The sequence below is a fragment of the Streptomyces sp. NRRL S-31 genome (assembly GCF_000718775.1).
Classification (GTDB): Bacteria; Actinomycetota; Actinomycetes; order Streptomycetales; family Streptomycetaceae; genus Streptomyces.
In genome coordinates this window covers 1-17745 of record NZ_JOCB01000097.1, presented here as the reverse complement: position 1 = coordinate 17745, position 17745 = coordinate 1, and the positions used below count along the sequence as shown (strand labels likewise).

The following is a 17745-nucleotide window of genomic DNA, read 5'->3' as shown; positions in this document are numbered from 1 at the left end:
CACCTGGACGGGCGGCCCCGCGGCGCCGGGGACGGCCCGGTCACCACCGGCCGGGACGCGGACCGGCGGGGGCTGCGCGGCGACACCGCCTTCCCCCTCGGACGGCCGGGCGATGAGCCCCGGCGCGTTCGAACGGCTCGCCGCGGACGCGTGCCGAGCGGCGGTGTGGCGTGCTGCGGATCGGCGGCCCGCGGACCAAGGTGGGGGTATGACCACACCGCAGGATCTGTTCCTCGTCAGCCTGGACGTGCCCGGCACGCGCCCCGTCGAGCAGGGTGACCTGTCACTGGCGCTCGCCGGGGCCGAGCTGATCGACCTCCTCGGGGCACGGGCGCTCACCCTGGACGGCGACCGCGTCGTGCCCGGCCCGGTGCTGACCACCGGCGACCGGATGCTGGACGAGGCCGGAGCGCGGCTCGTCCGCGAGGAGCCGTACGAGACGATCGCGGACTGGCTGTGGCGGCGCGGCGAGGGGCTGGCCGTGGCCTACCACGACGTCCTGGAGGCCGACGGGCAGCTCACCGGGCGGCGCCGGCACTGGCTGCCCGGCCGGGGCGGGGACGCCGTCCCGGCCGACACGCCCGCCCGGCGGCACGCGGCCGACCGCTGGGAGTCCCGCGACCCGGTCCTCACCGGCCTCGCCGCCACCGTGGGCATCCAGACCGGTCCCCCGTCCGGTACGGAGCCCGACGACGCGGCGGCGCTCACCGTGCTGCTGGCGGTCGGCGACGCGGTCACCGAGCTGGAGGCCGTCCGCGAGCGGCGGCGCATCGAGAACATCGCCTTCGACAACATCTGGCGGGCGCCCTGAGCCACGCGGGTGCGCGGCTCTATTCGGCCGGCTCCACGCCCGCGCGCAGCAGCCCGTAGGTGTAGGCGTCCTCCAGTGCCTGCCAGGAGGCGGCGATGACGTTCTCCGCCACGCCGACCGTGGCCCACTCGCCCGCGCCGTCGGAGGTGGAGATCAGCACCCGGGTGGTGGACGAGGTGCCGTGCTTGCCCTCCAGGATGCGGACCCGGTAGTCGACCAGGTCCAGCTTGGCGAGCTGCGGGTAGATCTTCTCCAGCGCCACGCGCAGGGCCCGGTCCAGGGCGTTGACCGGGCCGTTGCCCTCGGCGGTGGCGACGATCCGCTCGCTCTTGGCCCACAGCTTCACGGTGGCCTCGTTGGCGTGGGTGCCGTCGGGCCGGTCCTCCACGATGGCCCGCCAGGACTCGACGTCGAAGTACTTCAGCGGCCTGCCCTCGACCTCGGCCCGCAGCAGCAGTTCGAAGGAGGCGTCGGCGGCCTCGTAGGTGTAGCCCTTGAGTTCACGCTCCTTGACCCGCTCGACGACCCGGCCGACCAGCTCCCGGTCGCCGCCGAGGTCGATGCCCAGCTCCTTGCCCTTCAGCTCGATCGAGGCGCGGCCCGCCATGTCGGAGACCAGCATGCGCATGGTGTTGCCGACCAGCGCGGGGTCGATGTGCTGGTACAGGTCGGGGTCGACCTTGATGGCGGAGGCGTGCAGGCCGGCCTTGTGCGCGAAGGCGGAGACACCGACGTACGGCTGGTGCGTGGACGGCGTCAGGTTGACGACCTCGGCGATGGCGTGCGAGATCCGGGTCGTCTCGCGCAGCCTGCCCTCGGGCAGCACCTTCCTGCCGTACTTCAGCTCCAGGGCCGCGACCACCGGGAAGAGGTTGGCGTTGCCGACGCGTTCGCCGTAGCCGTTGGCCGTGCACTGGACGTGGGTCGCGCCCGCGTCCACGGCGGCCAGGGTGTTGGCGACCGCGCAGCCGGTGTCGTCCTGGGCGTGGATGCCGAGCCGGGCGCCGGTGCCGGCGAGGACCTCCGCGACGATCTCGCGCACCTGGCCGGGGAGCATGCCGCCGTTGGTGTCGCACAGCACGACGACGTCGGCGCCGGCCTCGGCGGCGGTGCGGACGACCGCCTTGGCGTAGTCGGGGTTGGCGCGGTGGCCGTCGAAGAAGTGCTCGCAGTCCACGAAGACCCGGCGGCCCTGCCCGCGCAGGTACGACACCGTGTCGCGGACCATCTCCAGGTTCTCGTCCAGGGTGGTGCGCAGCGCCAGCTCCACATGCCGGTCGTGCGACTTGGCGACCAGCGTGATCACCGGGGCGCCGGACTCCAGCAACGCCTTGACCTGCGGGTCCTCGGCGGCCTTGGCACCGGCGCGGCGGGTGGCGCCGAAGGCGACCAGCTGGGCGTGCCGGAAGTCGATCTCCGCCTGGGCGCGGGCGAAGAACTCGGTGTCCCGGGGGTTGGCGCCGGGCCAGCCGCCCTCGATGAAGCCGACGCCGAAGTCGTCCAGGTGCCGGGCGATGGCGAGCTTGTCCGCGACGGTGAGGTTGATGCCCTCGCGCTGCGCTCCGTCGCGCAGCGTGGTGTCGAAGACGTGGAACGAGTCGTCGAGCTCGCTGGTTTCCGTCTCGGTCATGGTCTCAAGGCTCCTGTTGTGGATCTTCGGTCTTACCGGAATGCCCGGCTCCACCGTCCCCCCATACTCCCCCGCGCTCCGTTCCCGGCTGAAGGTGGGCCGGAAAACGAAAAAACCCCTCGCGGGTGCGAGAGGTCTGCGCGCGGGTCGAGGACGACGATGGCCACCCGCACCTGGTCGTACGGAGTGGTCACTGCGGACCGGCGCGCCTGCTGCCCATAATCATGGCGAACGAGAGCACGGGGGCAGTCTGGCACAGCCGCGCCCCCGGCTCCGCGTCCGTCTCAGGATGCGGGCGCCCGGTCGGCCGCCCCGGACCGGTCCCCGGCCGCCCCGGCGGGCCGCATCCGGGTCAGGTCCAGGTCCTTCGTCTCGCGCATGGAGACGTACACCACCAGGGAGACGGCGGCACAGGCGGCCACGTACCAGTAGAAACCGGACTCGATACCGCCCTTCTTGAACCACAGGGCGACGTACTCGGCGGTGCCGCCGAAGAGGGCGTTGGCGACGGCGTACGGCAGGGCCACGCCGAGCGCGCGGACACCGGTCGGGAACAGCTCGGCCTTCACACAGGCGTTGATGGAGGTGTAGCCGGTGACCACGACCAGCGCCAGCAGGGCGAGGCCGAGGGCGGGCCAGTAGCCGTCCGCGTGCCTGAGCAGGGTCATGACCGGCACGGTGAGGACGGTGGAGCCGACGGCGAAGGTGATGAGCAGCGGACGGCGGCCGATCCGGTCGGAGAGGGCGCCCGCGAGTGGCTGGAGGCAGGCGAAGACGATCAGCGCGGTGAAGGAGACCAGCGTGGCCGTCTGCTTGGACAGGCCGGCCGAGTTGGAGAGGTACTTCGTCAGGTAGGTGGTGTAGGTGTAGTAGGCCACCGTGCCGCCCATGGTGAGGGCGACGACCAGGAACGCCTCCCGCTTGTGCCGCCACAGGGCGCCGAGGGTGCCGCGCTCCGCCGTGTGGGAGGTGTCCTCCGCGTACACCTCGGTCTCCAGCATGCTGCGACGCAGGTAGAAGACGACCGCCGCGCCGAGCGCGCCGACGACGAACGGGATGCGCCAGCCGTAGCCGTGCAGCGCGTCGTCGGACAGGGTCCGTTGCAGGATGATCAGCAGGCCGAGGCCGGCGATCTGCCCGGCGGTCATGGAGACGTACTGGAAGCTGGAGGCGAAGCCCCGCCGGGCCGGGTCCGTGGCCTCCGTCAGATAGGTGGCGCTGGCCGCGTACTCGCCGCCCACCGACAGGCCCTGGAGCAGGCGGGCGACGAGCAGGACGAGCGCGCCGCCGTAGCCGGCGACCGCGTAGGTGGGGGCGACGGCGATGAGCACCGCCGACGCCGACATGAGCGTCACGGTCAGGGTGAGCGCCGCCTTGCGGCCCTTGCGGTCACCGACCCGGCCCAGCAGCCAGCCGCCCACCGGCCGCATGAAGAAGCCCACGGCGAAGATGCCGGCGGTGTTCATCAGCTGGGCGGTGGGGTTGCCGCTCGGGAAGAACGTGCCGGCGAAATAGGGGGCGAAGCTCGCGTACACGAACCAGTCGAACCACTCGACCATGTTCCCCGCCGAGCCGACCCAGATCTTCTTCCAGTGTTGTCGTCCCATGGGCCGTTACTGCCCGGCGGCACCGGGGACGACTCCTTCGCCCGACTCGTCGGCCAGCAGCGTGTCCGCGATGAACTCCCGGACGTGGCGGAGCACTTGCCCGCGATCGGTGCCGCGCAGCCCGATGGCGACGTGGATGGAGAACCCGTCGAGCAGCGCACGCAGCCGGGCCGCGAAGCGGTCCGCGTCCACCGCGCGGAACTCGCCCCGCGAGACGCCCTCGGCGACCAGCGCGACCAGGTCGCGGTGCCAGGCCCCCTCGATCGCCGCCTGGCGCTCGCGCGCGGCCTCGTCGGCGTTCTGCGAGCGGTTCCAGACCTCCAGCCAGAGCGTCCAGTGCGGGTCGCGGTGGCCGTCGGGGACGTACAGGTCGACGTAGGCGGACAGCCGCTCGCGGGCGGTGCCGGGGCCGGTGAGCAGCCGTCCCCGCTCCGCCCCGAGCCGGCCCTCGCTCCACTCCAGGGTCCGCAGCAGCAGCTCGTCCTTGGAGCGGAAGTAGTACAGCAGGTGGCCGCTGCTCATCTGGACCTCGCGGCCCAGCCCCGCCATGGTCAGCTTCTCCAGCCCGCGCTCGGCGATCATGCCCATGGCGGCGGCGAGGACCTCCTCGCGGGGCGGGGCGGGGGTGCGGCGGCGGGGCGCCGGGGCCCCGGTCATGCCGGCACCGCCCGTACCGCGCCGGGGACGAGGCGGGTCGCGTACTCGGTGGTGCAGTCGTCGGCCGCGATCGCCACCTCGGCGCCGCACCGGCAGAGCCGGTTGACGCCGTGCTCCCCGTCCGGGCCGCAGCAGCCGATGTGCCGCGTCACGTCGGGGTGCGGGTCCAGTGCGACGACGTCCAGCGGGTGCAGGACGTAGGTGCCGCGCGGCCCGGCGGAGACGAGGAGCCCGCGCGCGTCGGACCGCCACGGGCCGCCGGGCACCACGCCGTCGTACTCCCGGTCCCTCGGCGCGGGCACGAACGGCGCCCCGTGCGGCAGCGGGTCCACGGCGTAGCGGCCGCGCGGCAGCAGGGCCGGGGGCCGGCACGCCTCACCGGGGCCGGGCAGCCCGTCCCGTCCGCCGGACCCGGGGATCTCGTCGAGGCGCCGGACCGGTGCGGTGAGCCGGTGGCCGCACGCGGCGCAGAGCAGTACATCCACGCGTATGTTCTACCCGAACGCCCCTCGTCAGCGGGTCTTCGGCTGCTGCTGCGTGATGCAGTGGATGCCGCCGCCGCCCGCGAAGACCGTCCGGGCGTCCACCAGGGTCACCGTCCGCTCGGGGAAGAGGCGGCGGAAGATGCCGGCGGCGGTCTCGTCACGCGGATCGTCGAAGCCGCACAGCACGACCCCGCCGTTGCAGAGGTAGTGGTTGATGTAGGAGTAGTCGGCCCAGTGGCCGTCGGCCTCCAGGACGGTCGGGGCGGGCACCTCCACGACCTGGAGCGCGCGGCCCCGGGCGTCGGTCGCCGACTTCAGCAGGCCGATGACCTCCTTGGTGACCTCGTGGTCGGGGTGGGCCGGGTCCGGCTGGTGGTGCGCGACCACGACACCGGGGCGGGCGAAGGCGGCCACGATGTCGACGTGGCCGAGGGTGCCGAAGCCGTGGGGAGGGTAGTCCCCGGTCAGGCCGCGCGGCAGCCAGATCGCCTTCTCGGTGCCGAGGTGGGCGTGGATCTCCGCCTCGACCTCCTCCTTCGACCAGTGCGGGTTGCGCTCGGGGCCGAGCTGCACGGTCTCGGTGAGCAGGACGGTGCCCTCGCCGTCGACGTGGATCGCGCCGCCCTCGTTGACCAGCTTCGAGGCGTACGTCTTCGCGCCCGCGAGGTCGGCGACGAACGCGCCGATCTTCGCGTCGTGCTCCCAGCGGGCCCAGTGCTGGGCGCCCCAGCCGTTGAACGTCCAGTCGACGGCGGCGAGTGAGCCCTCGCCGTCGGTCAGGAAGGTCGGGCCGATGTCCCGCATCCAGGCGTCGTCCAGGTCCCGTTCGACCGTGTCGACGCCGGGGCCGAGCAGCGCCCGCGCCTCGGCCGACTGCCCGGGTCCGCAGACGACCGTCACCGGTTCGAAGCGGCGGACGGCGCGGGCCACGGACGCCCAGGCCGTGCGGGAGAGGCGGAGGTCCTCGGGGTCGTCGAAGGTGGGGTTGGGACCGGGCCACGCCATCCAGGTGCGCTCGTGCGGGGTCCACTCGGCGGGCATCCGGAAGCCATCGGCGGCGGGGGTGGTCATGTGCGTTCCCTGGTCGTCTGAGGAGGGTCGTCGGAGGAGGTGGTCGGGCAGGGTCGTCAGAGGAAGTAGAGGCGGTTGAGGGAGACGGAGTCGGCGGGCTCGGAGCTGAGCGGCTCGCCGTCGAGGGTGACCAGACCGGTGCGCCGGTCCACGTCGACCGCGCCGAGCCGCGCGTTCAGCCGCAGGTCGGCCGGGCCGATGCCCCGGGTGCCGCGCACCGCGACCCGGCGCCTGCGGGTGGGCATCGTGTCGTTGCCCGCCTCGACGGCGGCCCGGGCGACGAACGCGACGGAGAGGTCGGCGGCCGTGGCGCCGTAGGAGCCGAACTGCGGTCCCAGGACGAGGGGTTCGCAGGTGTCGGTGGCCGCGTTGGGGTCGCCGACCACGCCGTACGCCGGGAAGCCGGACTTGAGGACCAGCTGCGGCTTGGCGCCGAAGTACTCGGGCCGCCACAGCACGATGTCGGCGAGCTTGCCCGTCTCGATCGAGCCGACCTCGTGGGAGAGGCCGTGCGCGATGGCCGGGTTGATGGTCAGCTTGGCCATGTAGCGCAGGACTCGGGCGTTGTCGTCCCCGTCCCCGTCGCCGTCCAGCGGCCCCAGCTCGGCCTTCATCTTGCCCGCCATGGCGAACGTACGGCGGACCGTCTCACCGGCCCGGCCCATGCCCTGGGCGTCGGAAGAGGTGATGCCGATCGCGCCGAGGTCGTGCAGCACGTCCTCGGCGCCCATGGTGCCGGCCCGGATGCGGTCGCGGGCCATGGCCGCGTCACCGGGCAGGTCGGGCTTGAGGTCGTGGACGGAGACGATCATGCCGTAGTGCTCGGCGACCGCGTCCCGGCCGAAGGGCAGGGTGGGGTTGGTGGAGGAGCCGATGACGTTCGGGACACCGGCCATCTTCAGCACGTTGGGCACGTGCCCGCCGCCGCAGCCCTCGATGTGGAAGGCGTGGATCGTGCGGCCTTCGAGGACGCGCAGGGTGTCCTCGACCGACAGGCACTCGTTCAGGCCGTCGCTGTGCAGGGCCACCTGGACGTCGTGCTCCTCGGCGACGCGCAGGGCGGTGTCCAGCGCGCGGGTGTGGGCGCCCATGTCCTCGTGCACCTTGAAACCGCTCGCCCCGCCCTCGGCCAGGGCCTCGATCAGCGGTGCCGGGTGCGAGGACGAACCCCGGCCCAGGAAGCCGATGTTGACCGGCCAGGCGTCGAAGGCGCCGAAGGCGTGCCGCAGCGCCCAGGGGGAGTTGACGCCGACGCCCCACACCGGGCCGAACTCCTGCCCGATGATCGTGGTCACGCCGGAGGCGAGGGATGCCTCCATGATGCGCGGCGAGAGCAGGTGGACGTGGGTGTCGACGGCACCGGCGGTGGCGATCAGACCCTCGCCGGAGACGATCGACGTGCCCGTCCCGACGACCACGTCCACCCCGTCCAGGGTGTCCGGGTTGCCCGCCCGCCCGATCGCCGCGATGCGCCCCTCGCGGATGCCGATGGACACCTTGCGGATGCCCTGCACCGCGTCGATGACGACGACGTTGCTGATCACGACGTCACAGGTGTCGCGGACGGCGGCGGCCTTCAGGTGCAGTCCGTCGCGGGCGGTCTTGCCGAAGCCGGCCAGGAACTCGTCGCCGTACTTCTGGGCGTCGGACTCGACGCGGATCGTCAGCCCGGAGTCGCCGAGCCGGAGCCGGTCGCCGGCGCGGGGGCCGTGGGTGGCCGTGTAGGCGTGCGGTTCGACGTGGATCGACCGGCTGACCTCCCGGCCCTTGGAACGGCTCATCGCTCCTCGCCTCCGTCCGGCGTCGCTCCGAGATAACCGCAGGCCGCGGCTGTGCGCAGGGCCTCTTCCCGGGCGCCCGGGGCGTCCAGCGGCCCGTCCACGAGTCCGGCGAAGCCGATCGCGATCCGCTCGCCGCCGATCGGGACCAGCCCGACCTCCTCGCTCTGCCCCGGCCCGAAGCGGACCGAGGAGCCGGCGGGCACGGCGAGCCGCATGCCGTAGGCGGCGCGGCGGTCGAAGTCGAGGCGCGGGTTGGCCTCGAAGAAGTGGAAGTGGGAGGTGACGGAGACCGGCACGGTCGCGGTGTTGGTGACGCGGAGCCGGAGGACCGGTTCCGGGTCGGCGTGCTCGGGGCCGGGCAGCAGCGCGCCGGGGGCCTCCTCCCCCATGCCTCCCCCTGCTTCGGGGGAGGCCCAGCCGATCGGGTCGGAGACGACCGCGAGCCGGGAGCCGTCGTCGAAGACGGCCTCGACCATCACCTCGGTGACGATGTCGGCGACGCCCGGCAGCACGTCCTCGGGGCCGAGCACCGACCGGGCCGCCTCGATGGCCTCGGCGAGCCGCCTGCCGTCCCGGGCCGCCTCGCAGACGGTGTCCGCGATCAGCGCGGTGGCCTCCGGCACGTTCAGCCTCAGACCGCGCGCCCGGCGGGCCCGGGCCAGCTCGGCGGCTCCGAAGAGCAGCAGCCGGTCACGTTCGGTGGGGGTGAGCCTCACGACGCGGCAACCTCCTTGTCCCGTCCTCCACGAGTTAGAGCATCACTCTAAACAGGGAAAGTGCGGAACTGAAGGACCCGAGGACTTACGAGCTTCAGGTCACATCGAACGGTGCTCAAAACTCGGGATACGGCACCGCGCACGCGGGACGTACGACGGAACGGCCGAGGGCCGCCGCGGACTTCCGGAGAAGTCCGCGGCGGCCCTCGGAGCGCGGGCGCTGCCGCCTTGAGGGGCGGCCCGCCCCGGTGCGCCCGTCAGCCGATGCGGTGCATCCAGCCGTGCGTGTCCTCCGTCAGACCGCGCTGGAGGCCCAGCAGGGCCTCCCGCAGCCGCAGGGTGACCGGGCCCGGCCTGCCGTCGCCGTGGGTCCAGGCGTCCGTCTTGGTCTTGACGTGACCGATCGGGGTGACCACGGCCGCCGTGCCGCACGCGAAGACCTCGGTCAGCGCGCCGGACGCGGCGTCCTCGCGCCACTGCTGGAGGGTGACCGTGCCCTCCTCGGCGGTGTAGCCGAGGTCGCGGGCGACCTGGAGGAGGGAGTCGCGGGTGATGCCCTCCAGGATGGAGCCGGTGAGCGAGGGGGTGACGATCCGGTCGCCGTAGACGAAGGCGACGTTCATGCTGCCGCTCTCCTCGACCTTGGTCCGGGTGGCCGCGTCGAGGTAGACGACCTGGTCGCAGCCGTGCGCGGCGGCCTCGGCCTGGGGCAGCAGGGAGGCCGCGTAGTTGCCGCCGGTCTTGGCGTCGCCGGTACCGCCCGGGACGGCGCGGACGTGGTCCTCGGAGACCCAGATGGTGACCGGCTTCACACCGCCGGCGAAGTACGCCCCGGAGGGGGAGGCGATCAGCATGAACAGGTACTCGTTGGCCGGGTGCACGCCGAGCCCGGTCTCCGAGGCGAACATGAACGGCCGCAGGTAGAGGGAGGCCTCGCCGCCGTGCGGCGGGACCCAGTCGGCGTCCTGGCCGAGCAGCGCGTCCAGCGCGGCGATGAACAGCTCCTCGGGCAGCTCGGCCATGGCCATGCGGCGGGCGGAGCTGCGGAACCGGCGGGCGTTGGCCTCGGGGCGGAACAGCGCGACCGAGCCGTCGGGCTGGCGGTACGCCTTCAGGCCCTCGAAGATCTCCTGGCCGTAGTGCAGGACGTGAGAGGAGGGGTCCAGGGAGATCGGGCCGTACGGAACGAGCTGGGCGTCGTGCCAGCCGCGGCCCTCGGTCCACTTGATCGTCACCATGTGGTCGGTGAAGTGGCGGCCGAAGCCGGGGCTGGCCAGGATCGCTTCGCGCTCTGCGGCGGCGAGCGGGCTGGCGGACGGCTTGAGCTCGATCGTGGGCGTCGTCATCAGTGGTCTGTCCTTCACCGGTTGTAGTGACGGGCCGCGCTCACGCCTGTGCTGCCGGTCGTCGGTGCTAGGACGTCCGAGCATTCCCTCTTGCCGCGGCTCCGCGTTCGATTATCGCGCGGGGGCGGTAGTGGACGGAAACAGGGTGAAAGCGGTCCAGGGGTTGATGGTGGCACCCGGCGGGACACAGCGAAAGCCGCCGGGTGCGCTCGCGACCCGGCGGCTTGGAGGTAGCGCGGCGGGTCAGCCGGCTACGCGTACGGCGAGCGCGTCGCCGATCTCGGAGGTGGTGCGGGCCGGCAGGCCGCCGCGCTCGGTGAGGTCGGCGGTGACCGCCGCGTCGATACGGTCGGCCTCCGCGTCGTAGCCGAGGTGGCGCAGCAGCAGGGCGACGGACAGGACGGTGGCGGTGGGGTCCGCCTTGCCCTGGCCGGCGATGTCCGGGGCCGAGCCGTGCACCGGCTCGAACATGGACGGGAACTCGCGGCTGGGGTTGATGTTGCCGGAGGCGGCCACGCCGATGCCGCCGGAGACGGCCGCGGCGAGGTCGGTGATGATGTCGCCGAAGAGGTTGTCGGTGACGATGACGTCGAACCGGCCCGGGTCGGTGACGAGGTAGATCGTCGCCGCGTCGACGTGGATGTAGTCGGTGGCGACCTCGGGGAACTCCCGGGCCACCGTGTTGAAGACGTTCGTCCACAGGTGGCCGGCGAAGGTCAGCACGTTGTTCTTGTGGACCAGCGTGAGCTTCTTGCGCGGGCGGGCCTGGGCGCGGGCGAAGGCGTCCCGGACGACGCGCTCGACGCCGTAGGCCGTGTTCACGGAGACCTCGGTGGCGACCTCGTGCGCGGTGCCCTTGCGGATGGTGCCGCCGTTGCCGGTGTACGGGCCCTCGGTGCCCTCGCGGACGACGACGAAGTCGATCTCCGGCTGGCCGGCGAGCGGGGTGGCCACACCGGGCAGCAGCTTCGACGGGCGCAGGTTGACGTGGTGGTCGAAGGCGAAGCGGAGCTTGAGCAGGAAGCCACGCTCCAGCACGCCGGACGGCACCGACGGGTCGCCGATCGCGCCGAGCAGGATGGCGTCGTGGCGCTTGAGCGCGTCGAGGTCGGCGTCGGTGAGGGTCTCACCGGTGGCGTGGTAGCGCTGGGCGCCGAAGTCGTACGCCTGGGTCTCCAGCTTCACATCCTGCGGCAGGACGGCGGAGAGGACCTTGAGACCCTCGGCCACGACCTCCTGGCCGATGCCGTCACCGGGGATCACTGCGAGATTGAGGCTGCGAGACATGTCGGCACCCTACTCCTCGTCCCATGGGATGACACACCATGTCCGCCATGCGGACAGCGGTCCGGGTCCCGGTGTCACCCCGTCGGCTGGTGTTCACCCGGACGTGGCGGGGGTGTCGGGCCCCGGTGGAAGATTCCCCGGCATGGAGACCCCCGACGTCGGCATCCCGCGCCCGCTCGCCGAACGGCTGAGCATGGCCGAGCAGTACGCGTACCTGCGCGACCGCGCGATGCCCCGGCGCACGCTGGTGACGGCGGGCGCGGTGGCGGCCGGCCTGCTGACGGGCTGTTCGGCCGCGGCCGGCACCCGGCCGGCCGCCCCGGCCACCTCGCGGGCACCGGGCCCGGCGGTGCGCCCGTTCGGCCGCCACCTCGCCTACGGCGGCGATCCCCGCACCCAGCTGCGGATCTCCTGGCAGGTGCCGTTCGCGGTGCGGCGGCCGTATGTGCGGCTCGGACCACGCCCCGACGACCTCGGGCGCCGCGTTGCGGCCGAGCTGCGCCCGCTGCACACACCCGGGGTGCCGGGGGTGCGGCCCGCGCTGGAGCAGTACTACGTCCACGCGGCCGTGGACGGCCTCGCCCCCGGCACGACCTACTACTACGGCGTCGGCCACGACGGCTGGGAGCCCACCGCCCCGGCACACCGGTCGGCCATCGCCTCTTTCCGCACCGCGCCGACGCGCCCGGAGCGCTTCGTGTTCACGGCCTTCGGCGACCAGGGCGTGGGCCGGGCCGCGCAGGCCAACGACGATCTGGTGCTGCGCCAGGAGCCCGCCTTCCACCTGCACGCCGGCGACATCTGCTACGCGGACGTGAACGGCCGGGGCAGCACGTCGGACGGCTACGACCCCGGCTTCTGGGACCTGTTCCTGAAGCAGAACGAGCCCGTCGCGCGGACCGTGCCGTGGATGGTGACGACCGGCAACCACGACATGGAGGCCTGGTACTCGCCGGACGGCTACGGCGGCCAGCTCGCCCGGTTCTCCCTGCCGGAGACCGGCTTCGACCCGCACGGCACACCGGGCGCGTACACGTTCCGGTACGGCAACGCCGGCTTCGTGGCGCTGGACGCCAACGACGTGTCGTACGAGATCCCCGCCAACCTCGGGCACAGCGGCGGCCGGCAGACGGCGTGGCTGGACCGGACGCTGGGCCGGCTGCGCGCCGAGGACGGCGTCGACTTCGTGGTCGTCTTCTTCCACCACTGCGCCTACTCCACCTCGCAGCACGCCTCGGACGGGGGCGTACGGCGGGAGTGGCTGCCGCTGTTCGCGAAGCACCGGGTCGACCTGGTGATCAACGGCCACAACCACGTCTACGAGCGCACGGACGCGATCCGGGACGGCGCGGTCGGCCGGGCGGTGCCCGTCGGCGGCTCCACCGACCCCGCCCGGGACGGCGTCGTGTACGTCACGGCGGGCGGCGGCGGCCGGGACCTGTACGCCTTCCCCGCGGGCGTCCGGGACAGCTACGAGGGACACGTCACCCGGCACGAGGCGGTGAAGACCTTCGCCTGGACGAAGGACGGGGACCGGGCGGCGGAGACGGCGGAGTGGTCCCGGGTCCGCTACACCGGTTTCTCCCTGCTGAAGGTGGAGGTGCGGGCCGGCGCGTCACCGCGGCTCGCGGTCTCGGCGCTGGCCCAGGACGGACGGCGGATCGACCACTTCGAGGTGCGGCACGGCGGGTGAGGGCCGCGCCGCGGTCCGTGCGGGCGCTCCCGGCTCAGTGGCCGGTCTCGCCGCCGTTGTCCCGGCGGTCCAGGGCGCGCTGGAGGGCGGCGGCGGCGTTCTTGCGGTCGGACTCGGCGGCGCGGGACACGTGGCGGACTCGGCGGCGGACGGTCGTCTCGGCCATGGGAATCGACTCCTTCGGCATACGCGGAGCACGGCATGAGGGGGTGACGAGACGCCGGATGGGGCGGGGAGCATCGGCCGCAGGGATTGCCTGCGCGGGCCGGCTCACCACCGCCCTTCGCTGGATCAAGCGAAACGTTCGGCTCCTCTTACGCTAAGGGAGCGGCCCGCGTCTGTCTGCATCATTACTCGGACTTCCTACTATCTGAGACGACGGACCGGCCCCCACCGCTCTGACCTGGGGTTTCGTTCGGGAGCCCGGGTGAGGTCCCGGGCCGCGCGGTGTGCCGTACCCTCAGGCCACGTCCCCGTCGCGCCAGTCGAGGACGACCTCCCGAGCGGGGTCGAGGGGCCCGGCGAGGGCGGGCCGCAGATAGAGGCCGACCTCCTCATCCGGCAGCCGGACGATCCCCTCCGGCGACAGGGCGTGCACCTGTCCCGGCCACCGCTGCCAGCCCCGGGCGGTGTACAGCGGGGCCCCCTCCTCGCTCGCCGACAGCGCGCCGAGGTCGTAGGCCCGGTCGATCACCCGCTCCAGGCCGGCCATCACCCGTCCGCCGAGCCCGGTCCGCCGCACGTCGGCCCGGACGGCGACGGCCTCCACGTACCCGGTGCGCAGCCACCGCCCGCGGTGCCGCACCCGGCGCATCACCACGGCCCCGTGCGCGGCGAGCCCAACCCCGTCGTGGAGCAGCGCGTGCAGACCGCCGAGCCCGTGGTCGAAGTCCGCGTCGGAGAAGTCCCCGTCGAACGCGGCGTCCAGCAGGGCGCGCACGGCGCGGAGTGCGGCGGGGTCGAGGTCGGCGGTGTGGACGAGACGGACGGGGAACGTCATGACGGCAGTATGGCGGGCCCCCGGGCATGGCGACGGCCCGGGACGTCCGTACAGCTGCCGGACGGCCCGGGCCGGGATCAGGGGGCTGGTCAGCCCATGTGCGGGTATCCGTAGTCGGTCGGCGCGACCAGGGTCTCCTTGATGGCGCGGGTCAGCGTCCAGCGCTGGAGGTTCTGCGGGGCACCGGCCTTGTCGTTGGTGCCGGAGGCGCGGCCGCCGCCGAAGGGCTGCTGGCCGACCACGGCGCCGGTCGACTTGTCGTTGATGTAGAAGTTGCCCGCGGCGAAGCGGAGCCGGTCCATCGTGTACGCGGCCGCGGCGCGGTCGTTGGCGATGACCGAACCGGTCAGGGCGTAGTCGGACACCGACTCCATCTGGGTCAGCATCTCGTCGTACCGCTCGTCCTCGTAGACGTGGACCGCGAGGATCGGGCCGAAGTACTCGGTCGTGAAGACCTCGTTCTCCGGGTCGGTGCACTCGATGACGGTCGGGCGGACGAAGTAGCCCACCGAGTCGTCGTAGGTGCCGCCGGCCACGATCGTGCACGACGGGTCGGCCTTGGCGCGGTCGATCGCGGCCTTGTTCTTGGCGAACGCGCGGTCGTCGATCAGGGCGCCGATGAAGTTCGACAGGTCGGTGACGTCACCCATGGTCAGGTAGTCGACCTCGGCCGCGAACTCCTCCTTGAAGCCCGAGTTCCAGATGGAGGCCGGGATGTAGGCGCGGGAGGTGGCGGAGCACTTCTGGCCCTGGTACTCGAAGGCACCGCGGGTCAGGGCGGTCTTGAGGACCGCGCGGTCGGCGCTCGGGTGGGCGACCAGGAAGTCCTTGCCGCCGGTCTCGCCGACCAGACGCGGGTAGGACCGGTACTTCTCGATGTTGTTGCCGATCGTCTTCCACAGGTGCTGGAAGGTCTTGGTCGAGCCGGTGAAGTGGATGCCGGCGAGGTCCCGGTGCTCCAGGGCGACCTCGGAGACGGCGATGCCGTCGCCGGTGACGAGGTTGATGACGCCCTTGGGCAGGCCCGCCTCCTCCAGCAGCCGCATCAGCAGGACGGCCGCGTGGGTCTGGGTCGGGGACGGCTTCCAGACCACCACGTTGCCCATCAGGGCCGGGGCGGTGGGCAGGTTCGCGGCGATCGCGGTGAAGTTGAACGGCGTGATCGCGTAGACGAAGCCCTCCAGCGGGCGGTGGTCCAGGCGGTTCCACACGCCCGGGGCGTTCGCCGGGGGCTGCTCGGCGAGGATCTGGCGGGCGTAGTGCACGTTGAAGCGCCAGAAGTCGACCAGCTCACAGGGGCTGTCGATCTCGGCCTGCTGGGCGGTCTTCGACTGGCCGAGCATGGTGGAGGCGGCGATGGTCTCGCGCCACGGACCGGCCAGCAGCTCGGCGGCGCGCAGGATGATCGCGGCACGGTCGTCGAAGGACATCGCGCGCCAGGCCGGCGCGGCGGCCAGGGCCGCGTCGATGGCGTCCTGCGCGTCCTGCCGGGTGGCGTGCCGGCCGGTGCCGAGGACGGCCTTGTGGTTGTGCGGCTGGACGACCTCGAACGGCTCGCCACCGCCCAGCCGCCGCTCGCCGCCGATGGTCATCGGCAGGTCGATCGGGTTCTCGGCCAGCTCCTTGAGCTTGACCTCCAGCCGGGCGCGCTCGGGCGAACCGGGGGCGTAGCCGTGCACCGGCTCGTTGACGGGGGTGGGGACCTGGGTCACAGCGTCCATGAGATCCGTAACTCCTTGTACGTGAGCGGGTGTGCGGGCTCAGCCCTTGCTGACCATGGAACGGAGGAAGAAGCGCAGGTTGGCCGGCTTCTCCGCGAGCCTCCGCATGAAGTAGCCGTACCAGTCGGTGCCGTAGGCGGTGTAGACGCGCATGCGGTGGCCCTCGGCGGCCAGCCGCGCCTGCTCGTCGCCGCGGATGCCGTACAGCATCTGGAACTCGTACTCGTCCGGCTTGCGGCCGGCCTTGTGGGCCAGCTCCTGGGCGATGGCGATCAGACGCGGGTCGTGGGACCCGATCATCGGGTAGCCCTCGCCCTCCATCAGCGTCTTCAGGATACGCACGTACGCCTTGTCGATCTCGTGCTTCTGCTGGTAGGCGACCTCGGCGGGCTCCTTGTAGGCGCCCTTGACCAGGCGGACGCGGCTGCCGGACCCGGCCAGGCGGCGGGCGTCGGCCTCGGTGCGGAAGAGGTAGGCCTGGATGACGCAGCCGGTCCGCGGGAAGTCCTTCCGCAGCTCCTCGTGGATGGTGAACATCGAGTCGAGCGTGGTGTGGTCCTCGGCGTCGAGCGTCACCGTCGTACCGATGGCGGCGGCGGCCTCGACGACCGGGCGGACGTTGGCGAGGGCCAGCTCGTGGCCGCCCTGGAGCGCCTGGCCGAACATGGACAGCTTGACCGACATCTCGACCCGCTCGCCGAGCCCGAGGCCCTTGAGGTGGTCGATCAGCGCGAGGTAGGCGTCCCGGGCGGCGGTGGCCTGCTCGGGGGTGGTGATGTCCTCGCCGACGACGTCCATCGTCAGCTCCAGGCCCCGGTCCGTCAGGTCCTTGACGATCGGCACGACGTCGGTGACGGTCTCGCCCGGGATGAAGCGGTCGACGACCTGCTTGGTCACCGGGGCCGCCGAGATCAGGCGTCGCATCCGGTCGCTGCGCGACGCGGCGAGAATCACGGGACCCAGCACGGGGCACCTCCACAGACAAGCACCGAAACGGCCGTCACCCGACCATTCGGGTACGGCACGGAGAACCACCGTGAAACCTAAGGATCTCTCCGATCCTGGGCCATCGACAGACGTCACGCATCCCTGCCCGGGATCTCAGACAGATGTATGAAGACCGCCGGGGAATGGGGGAGAATGCCCGGGTGAAGGCCGATGCTGCTTCCTTTCGCCGCGCGGGTGACTACCAGGAGCTGGTGGACGAGATCTCGGAGCTGCTGGGCGTCCCGGCGACCCTGGAGAACCGCGACTTCGAGCTGATCGCCTTCGGTGCCTACGACAGCGAGGACGAGCTGGACCCGACCGCGCTGGACCCGGTGCGCACCCGCTCGATCCTGACCCGGCGCTCCACCGCCAACGTCCGGGCCTGGTTCGAGGGGTTCGGCATCACGCGCGCGACCGGGCCGGTGCGCATCCCGCCGAGCACCGAGGCGGGCGTCTACCGGGGCCGGATCTGTCTGCCGGTACGCCATCGGGGGGTCGTCCTCGGCTACGTCTGGCTGCTGGACGGCGACCCGGGGCCGACCGACGCCCAGCTCAGCGCCGCCATGGGGGTGGCGGGCCGGATCGGCGCGCTGCTCGCGGACGAGGCGGAGGCCGGGGCGGGGCTGAGCCGGGAGCTGCGCGCGGTGCTCACCGCGGAGCCGGGCTGGCAGCGGGAGGCGGCGGTGGCCGACCTGCGCGCCGCCCTCGGGCCCCGCGCGGACGGACCGCACGCGCTGGTCTGCGTCGCGCCCTGGCCGTCGGCCGACCCGGACGACGCCCCGCCGCCGCGCACGGTGCCGCACGCCACGGCCCTGTGCACGCTGCCGTGGGGGGCGTCGGGCCTGAGCCTGGCGGTGCTGGTGCGGCTGCGCACCGCGGACGTGACGGCCCCCGCGGTGGCCGCCGCCACACGGCTGCTGAAGGAGGCGGAGGAGTCGCGGGGGGCGCGGCCG

The 17745-nt window shown here is 72.7% G+C and carries 15 protein-coding genes and 1 pseudogene; 3 read left to right on the top strand and 13 right to left on the bottom strand.

Features of this window, described 5'->3' with window-relative positions; translation table 11 throughout:
- The first annotated feature begins 208 nt into the window (after window positions 1-208).
- On the top strand, window positions 209-811 hold the full coding sequence (locus IF37_RS0130765) for a GPP34 family phosphoprotein (RefSeq protein ID WP_030749888.1): 603 nt from the start codon (window positions 209-211) through the stop codon (window positions 809-811).
- A 19-nt stretch (window positions 812-830) separates the two neighbouring features.
- On the opposite strand, the gene cimA is transcribed toward IF37_RS0130765, so the two are convergent.
- The 9 genes from cimA to IF37_RS0130720 form a co-directional block, all read right to left on the bottom strand.
- On the bottom strand, window positions 831-2441 hold the full coding sequence (gene cimA / locus IF37_RS0130760) for a citramalate synthase (RefSeq protein WP_030749885.1): 1611 nt from the start codon (window positions 2439-2441) through the stop codon (window positions 831-833).
- 284 nt (window positions 2442-2725) lie between these two features.
- A complete protein-coding gene (locus IF37_RS0130755) occupies window positions 2726-4048 on the bottom strand; it encodes an MFS transporter (RefSeq protein ID WP_030749882.1) in 1323 nt (440 codons plus the stop codon).
- A 6-nt stretch (window positions 4049-4054) separates the two neighbouring features.
- Window positions 4055-4705, bottom strand: a complete 651-nt coding sequence (locus tag IF37_RS0130750; RefSeq protein ID WP_052845464.1) for a TetR/AcrR family transcriptional regulator — start codon at window positions 4703-4705, stop codon at window positions 4055-4057.
- Entirely contained in the window at window positions 4702-5190 is a 489-nt protein-coding gene (locus IF37_RS0130745) for a hypothetical protein (RefSeq protein ID WP_030749877.1), read from the bottom strand. Before IF37_RS0130745 ends, IF37_RS0130750 begins: the two co-directional genes overlap by 4 nt.
- 27 nt (window positions 5191-5217) lie before the next feature.
- Window positions 5218-6261, bottom strand: a complete 1044-nt coding sequence (locus IF37_RS0130740; RefSeq protein WP_030749874.1) for an agmatine/peptidylarginine deiminase — start codon at window positions 6259-6261, stop codon at window positions 5218-5220.
- A 56-nt stretch (window positions 6262-6317) separates the two neighbouring features.
- Window positions 6318-8042 carry an urease subunit alpha gene (locus tag IF37_RS0130735; protein WP_030749871.1) on the bottom strand — a complete coding sequence of 575 codons (1725 nt, stop codon included), beginning with the start codon at window positions 8040-8042 and terminating at the stop codon, window positions 6318-6320.
- Complete coding sequence (gene ureA / locus IF37_RS0130730; protein ID WP_030749869.1) at window positions 8039-8758, bottom strand: urease subunit gamma; 720 nt, start codon at window positions 8756-8758, stop codon at window positions 8039-8041. Before ureA ends, IF37_RS0130735 begins: the two co-directional genes overlap by 4 nt.
- A 257-nt stretch (window positions 8759-9015) precedes the next feature.
- Window positions 9016-10104, bottom strand: coding sequence for a branched-chain amino acid aminotransferase (locus tag IF37_RS0130725; RefSeq protein WP_030749866.1), 1089 nt, complete (start codon window positions 10102-10104; stop codon window positions 9016-9018).
- 243 nt (window positions 10105-10347) lie between these two features.
- Window positions 10348-11391 carry a 3-isopropylmalate dehydrogenase gene (locus IF37_RS0130720; protein ID WP_030749864.1) on the bottom strand — a complete coding sequence of 348 codons (1044 nt, stop codon included), beginning with the start codon at window positions 11389-11391 and terminating at the stop codon, window positions 10348-10350.
- Window positions 11392-11533: 142 nt separating this feature from the next.
- On the opposite strand from IF37_RS0130720, the gene IF37_RS0130715 reads away from it, so the two are divergent.
- A complete protein-coding gene (locus IF37_RS0130715; protein WP_030749862.1) occupies window positions 11534-13084 on the top strand; it encodes a metallophosphoesterase family protein in 1551 nt (516 codons plus the stop codon).
- Window positions 13085-13118: 34 nt separating this feature from the next.
- Here IF37_RS0130715 and IF37_RS46460 read toward each other — a convergent pair whose 3' ends face one another.
- The 4 genes from IF37_RS46460 to IF37_RS0130695 all read right to left on the bottom strand — a co-directional run bounded on the left by IF37_RS46460 (window position 13119) and on the right by IF37_RS0130695 (window position 16771).
- On the bottom strand, window positions 13119-13250 hold the full coding sequence (locus tag IF37_RS46460) for a hypothetical protein (protein WP_106981887.1): 132 nt from the start codon (window positions 13248-13250) through the stop codon (window positions 13119-13121).
- Window positions 13251-13544: 294 nt separating this feature from the next.
- Window positions 13545-14084, bottom strand: coding sequence for a GNAT family N-acetyltransferase (locus tag IF37_RS0130705; RefSeq protein ID WP_030749860.1), 540 nt, complete (start codon window positions 14082-14084; stop codon window positions 13545-13547).
- Between the two features lie 89 nt (window positions 14085-14173).
- Window positions 14174-15805, bottom strand: coding sequence for an L-glutamate gamma-semialdehyde dehydrogenase (gene pruA / locus IF37_RS0130700; protein WP_030749858.1), 1632 nt, complete (start codon window positions 15803-15805; stop codon window positions 14174-14176).
- A gap of 39 nt (window positions 15806-15844) precedes the next feature.
- Window positions 15845-16771 (bottom strand): proline dehydrogenase family protein, encoded by a 927-nt coding sequence (locus tag IF37_RS0130695; protein ID WP_030749856.1) that lies wholly within the window; start codon window positions 16769-16771, stop codon window positions 15845-15847.
- A gap of 164 nt (window positions 16772-16935) precedes the next feature.
- On the opposite strand from IF37_RS0130695, the pseudogene IF37_RS0130690 reads away from it, so the two are divergent.
- Window positions 16936-17745: pseudogene (locus IF37_RS0130690) on the top strand (PucR family transcriptional regulator); the annotation flags it as partial.

Coding starts and splice junctions, on each gene's coding strand:
- IF37_RS0130765 (WP_030749888.1), top strand. CDS start 209: ATGACCACACCGCAGGATCTGTTCCTCGTCAGCCTGGACGTGCCCGGC.
- cimA (WP_030749885.1), bottom strand. CDS start 2,441: ATGACCGAGACGGAAACCAGCGAGCTCGACGACTCGTTCCACGTCTTC.
- IF37_RS0130755 (WP_030749882.1), bottom strand. CDS start 4,048: ATGGGACGACAACACTGGAAGAAGATCTGGGTCGGCTCGGCGGGGAAC.
- IF37_RS0130750 (WP_052845464.1), bottom strand. CDS start 4,705: ATGACCGGGGCCCCGGCGCCCCGCCGCCGCACCCCCGCCCCGCCCCGC.
- IF37_RS0130740 (WP_030749874.1), bottom strand. CDS start 6,261: ATGACCACCCCCGCCGCCGATGGCTTCCGGATGCCCGCCGAGTGGACC.
- IF37_RS0130735 (WP_030749871.1), bottom strand. CDS start 8,042: ATGAGCCGTTCCAAGGGCCGGGAGGTCAGCCGGTCGATCCACGTCGAA.
- IF37_RS0130725 (WP_030749866.1), bottom strand. CDS start 10,104: ATGACGACGCCCACGATCGAGCTCAAGCCGTCCGCCAGCCCGCTCGCC.
- IF37_RS0130720 (WP_030749864.1), bottom strand. CDS start 11,391: ATGTCTCGCAGCCTCAATCTCGCAGTGATCCCCGGTGACGGCATCGGC.
- IF37_RS0130715 (WP_030749862.1), top strand. CDS start 11,534: ATGGAGACCCCCGACGTCGGCATCCCGCGCCCGCTCGCCGAACGGCTG.
- IF37_RS46460 (WP_106981887.1), bottom strand. CDS start 13,250: ATGGCCGAGACGACCGTCCGCCGCCGAGTCCGCCACGTGTCCCGCGCC.
- IF37_RS0130705 (WP_030749860.1), bottom strand. CDS start 14,084: ATGACGTTCCCCGTCCGTCTCGTCCACACCGCCGACCTCGACCCCGCC.
- pruA (WP_030749858.1), bottom strand. CDS start 15,805: ATGGACGCTGTGACCCAGGTCCCCACCCCCGTCAACGAGCCGGTGCAC.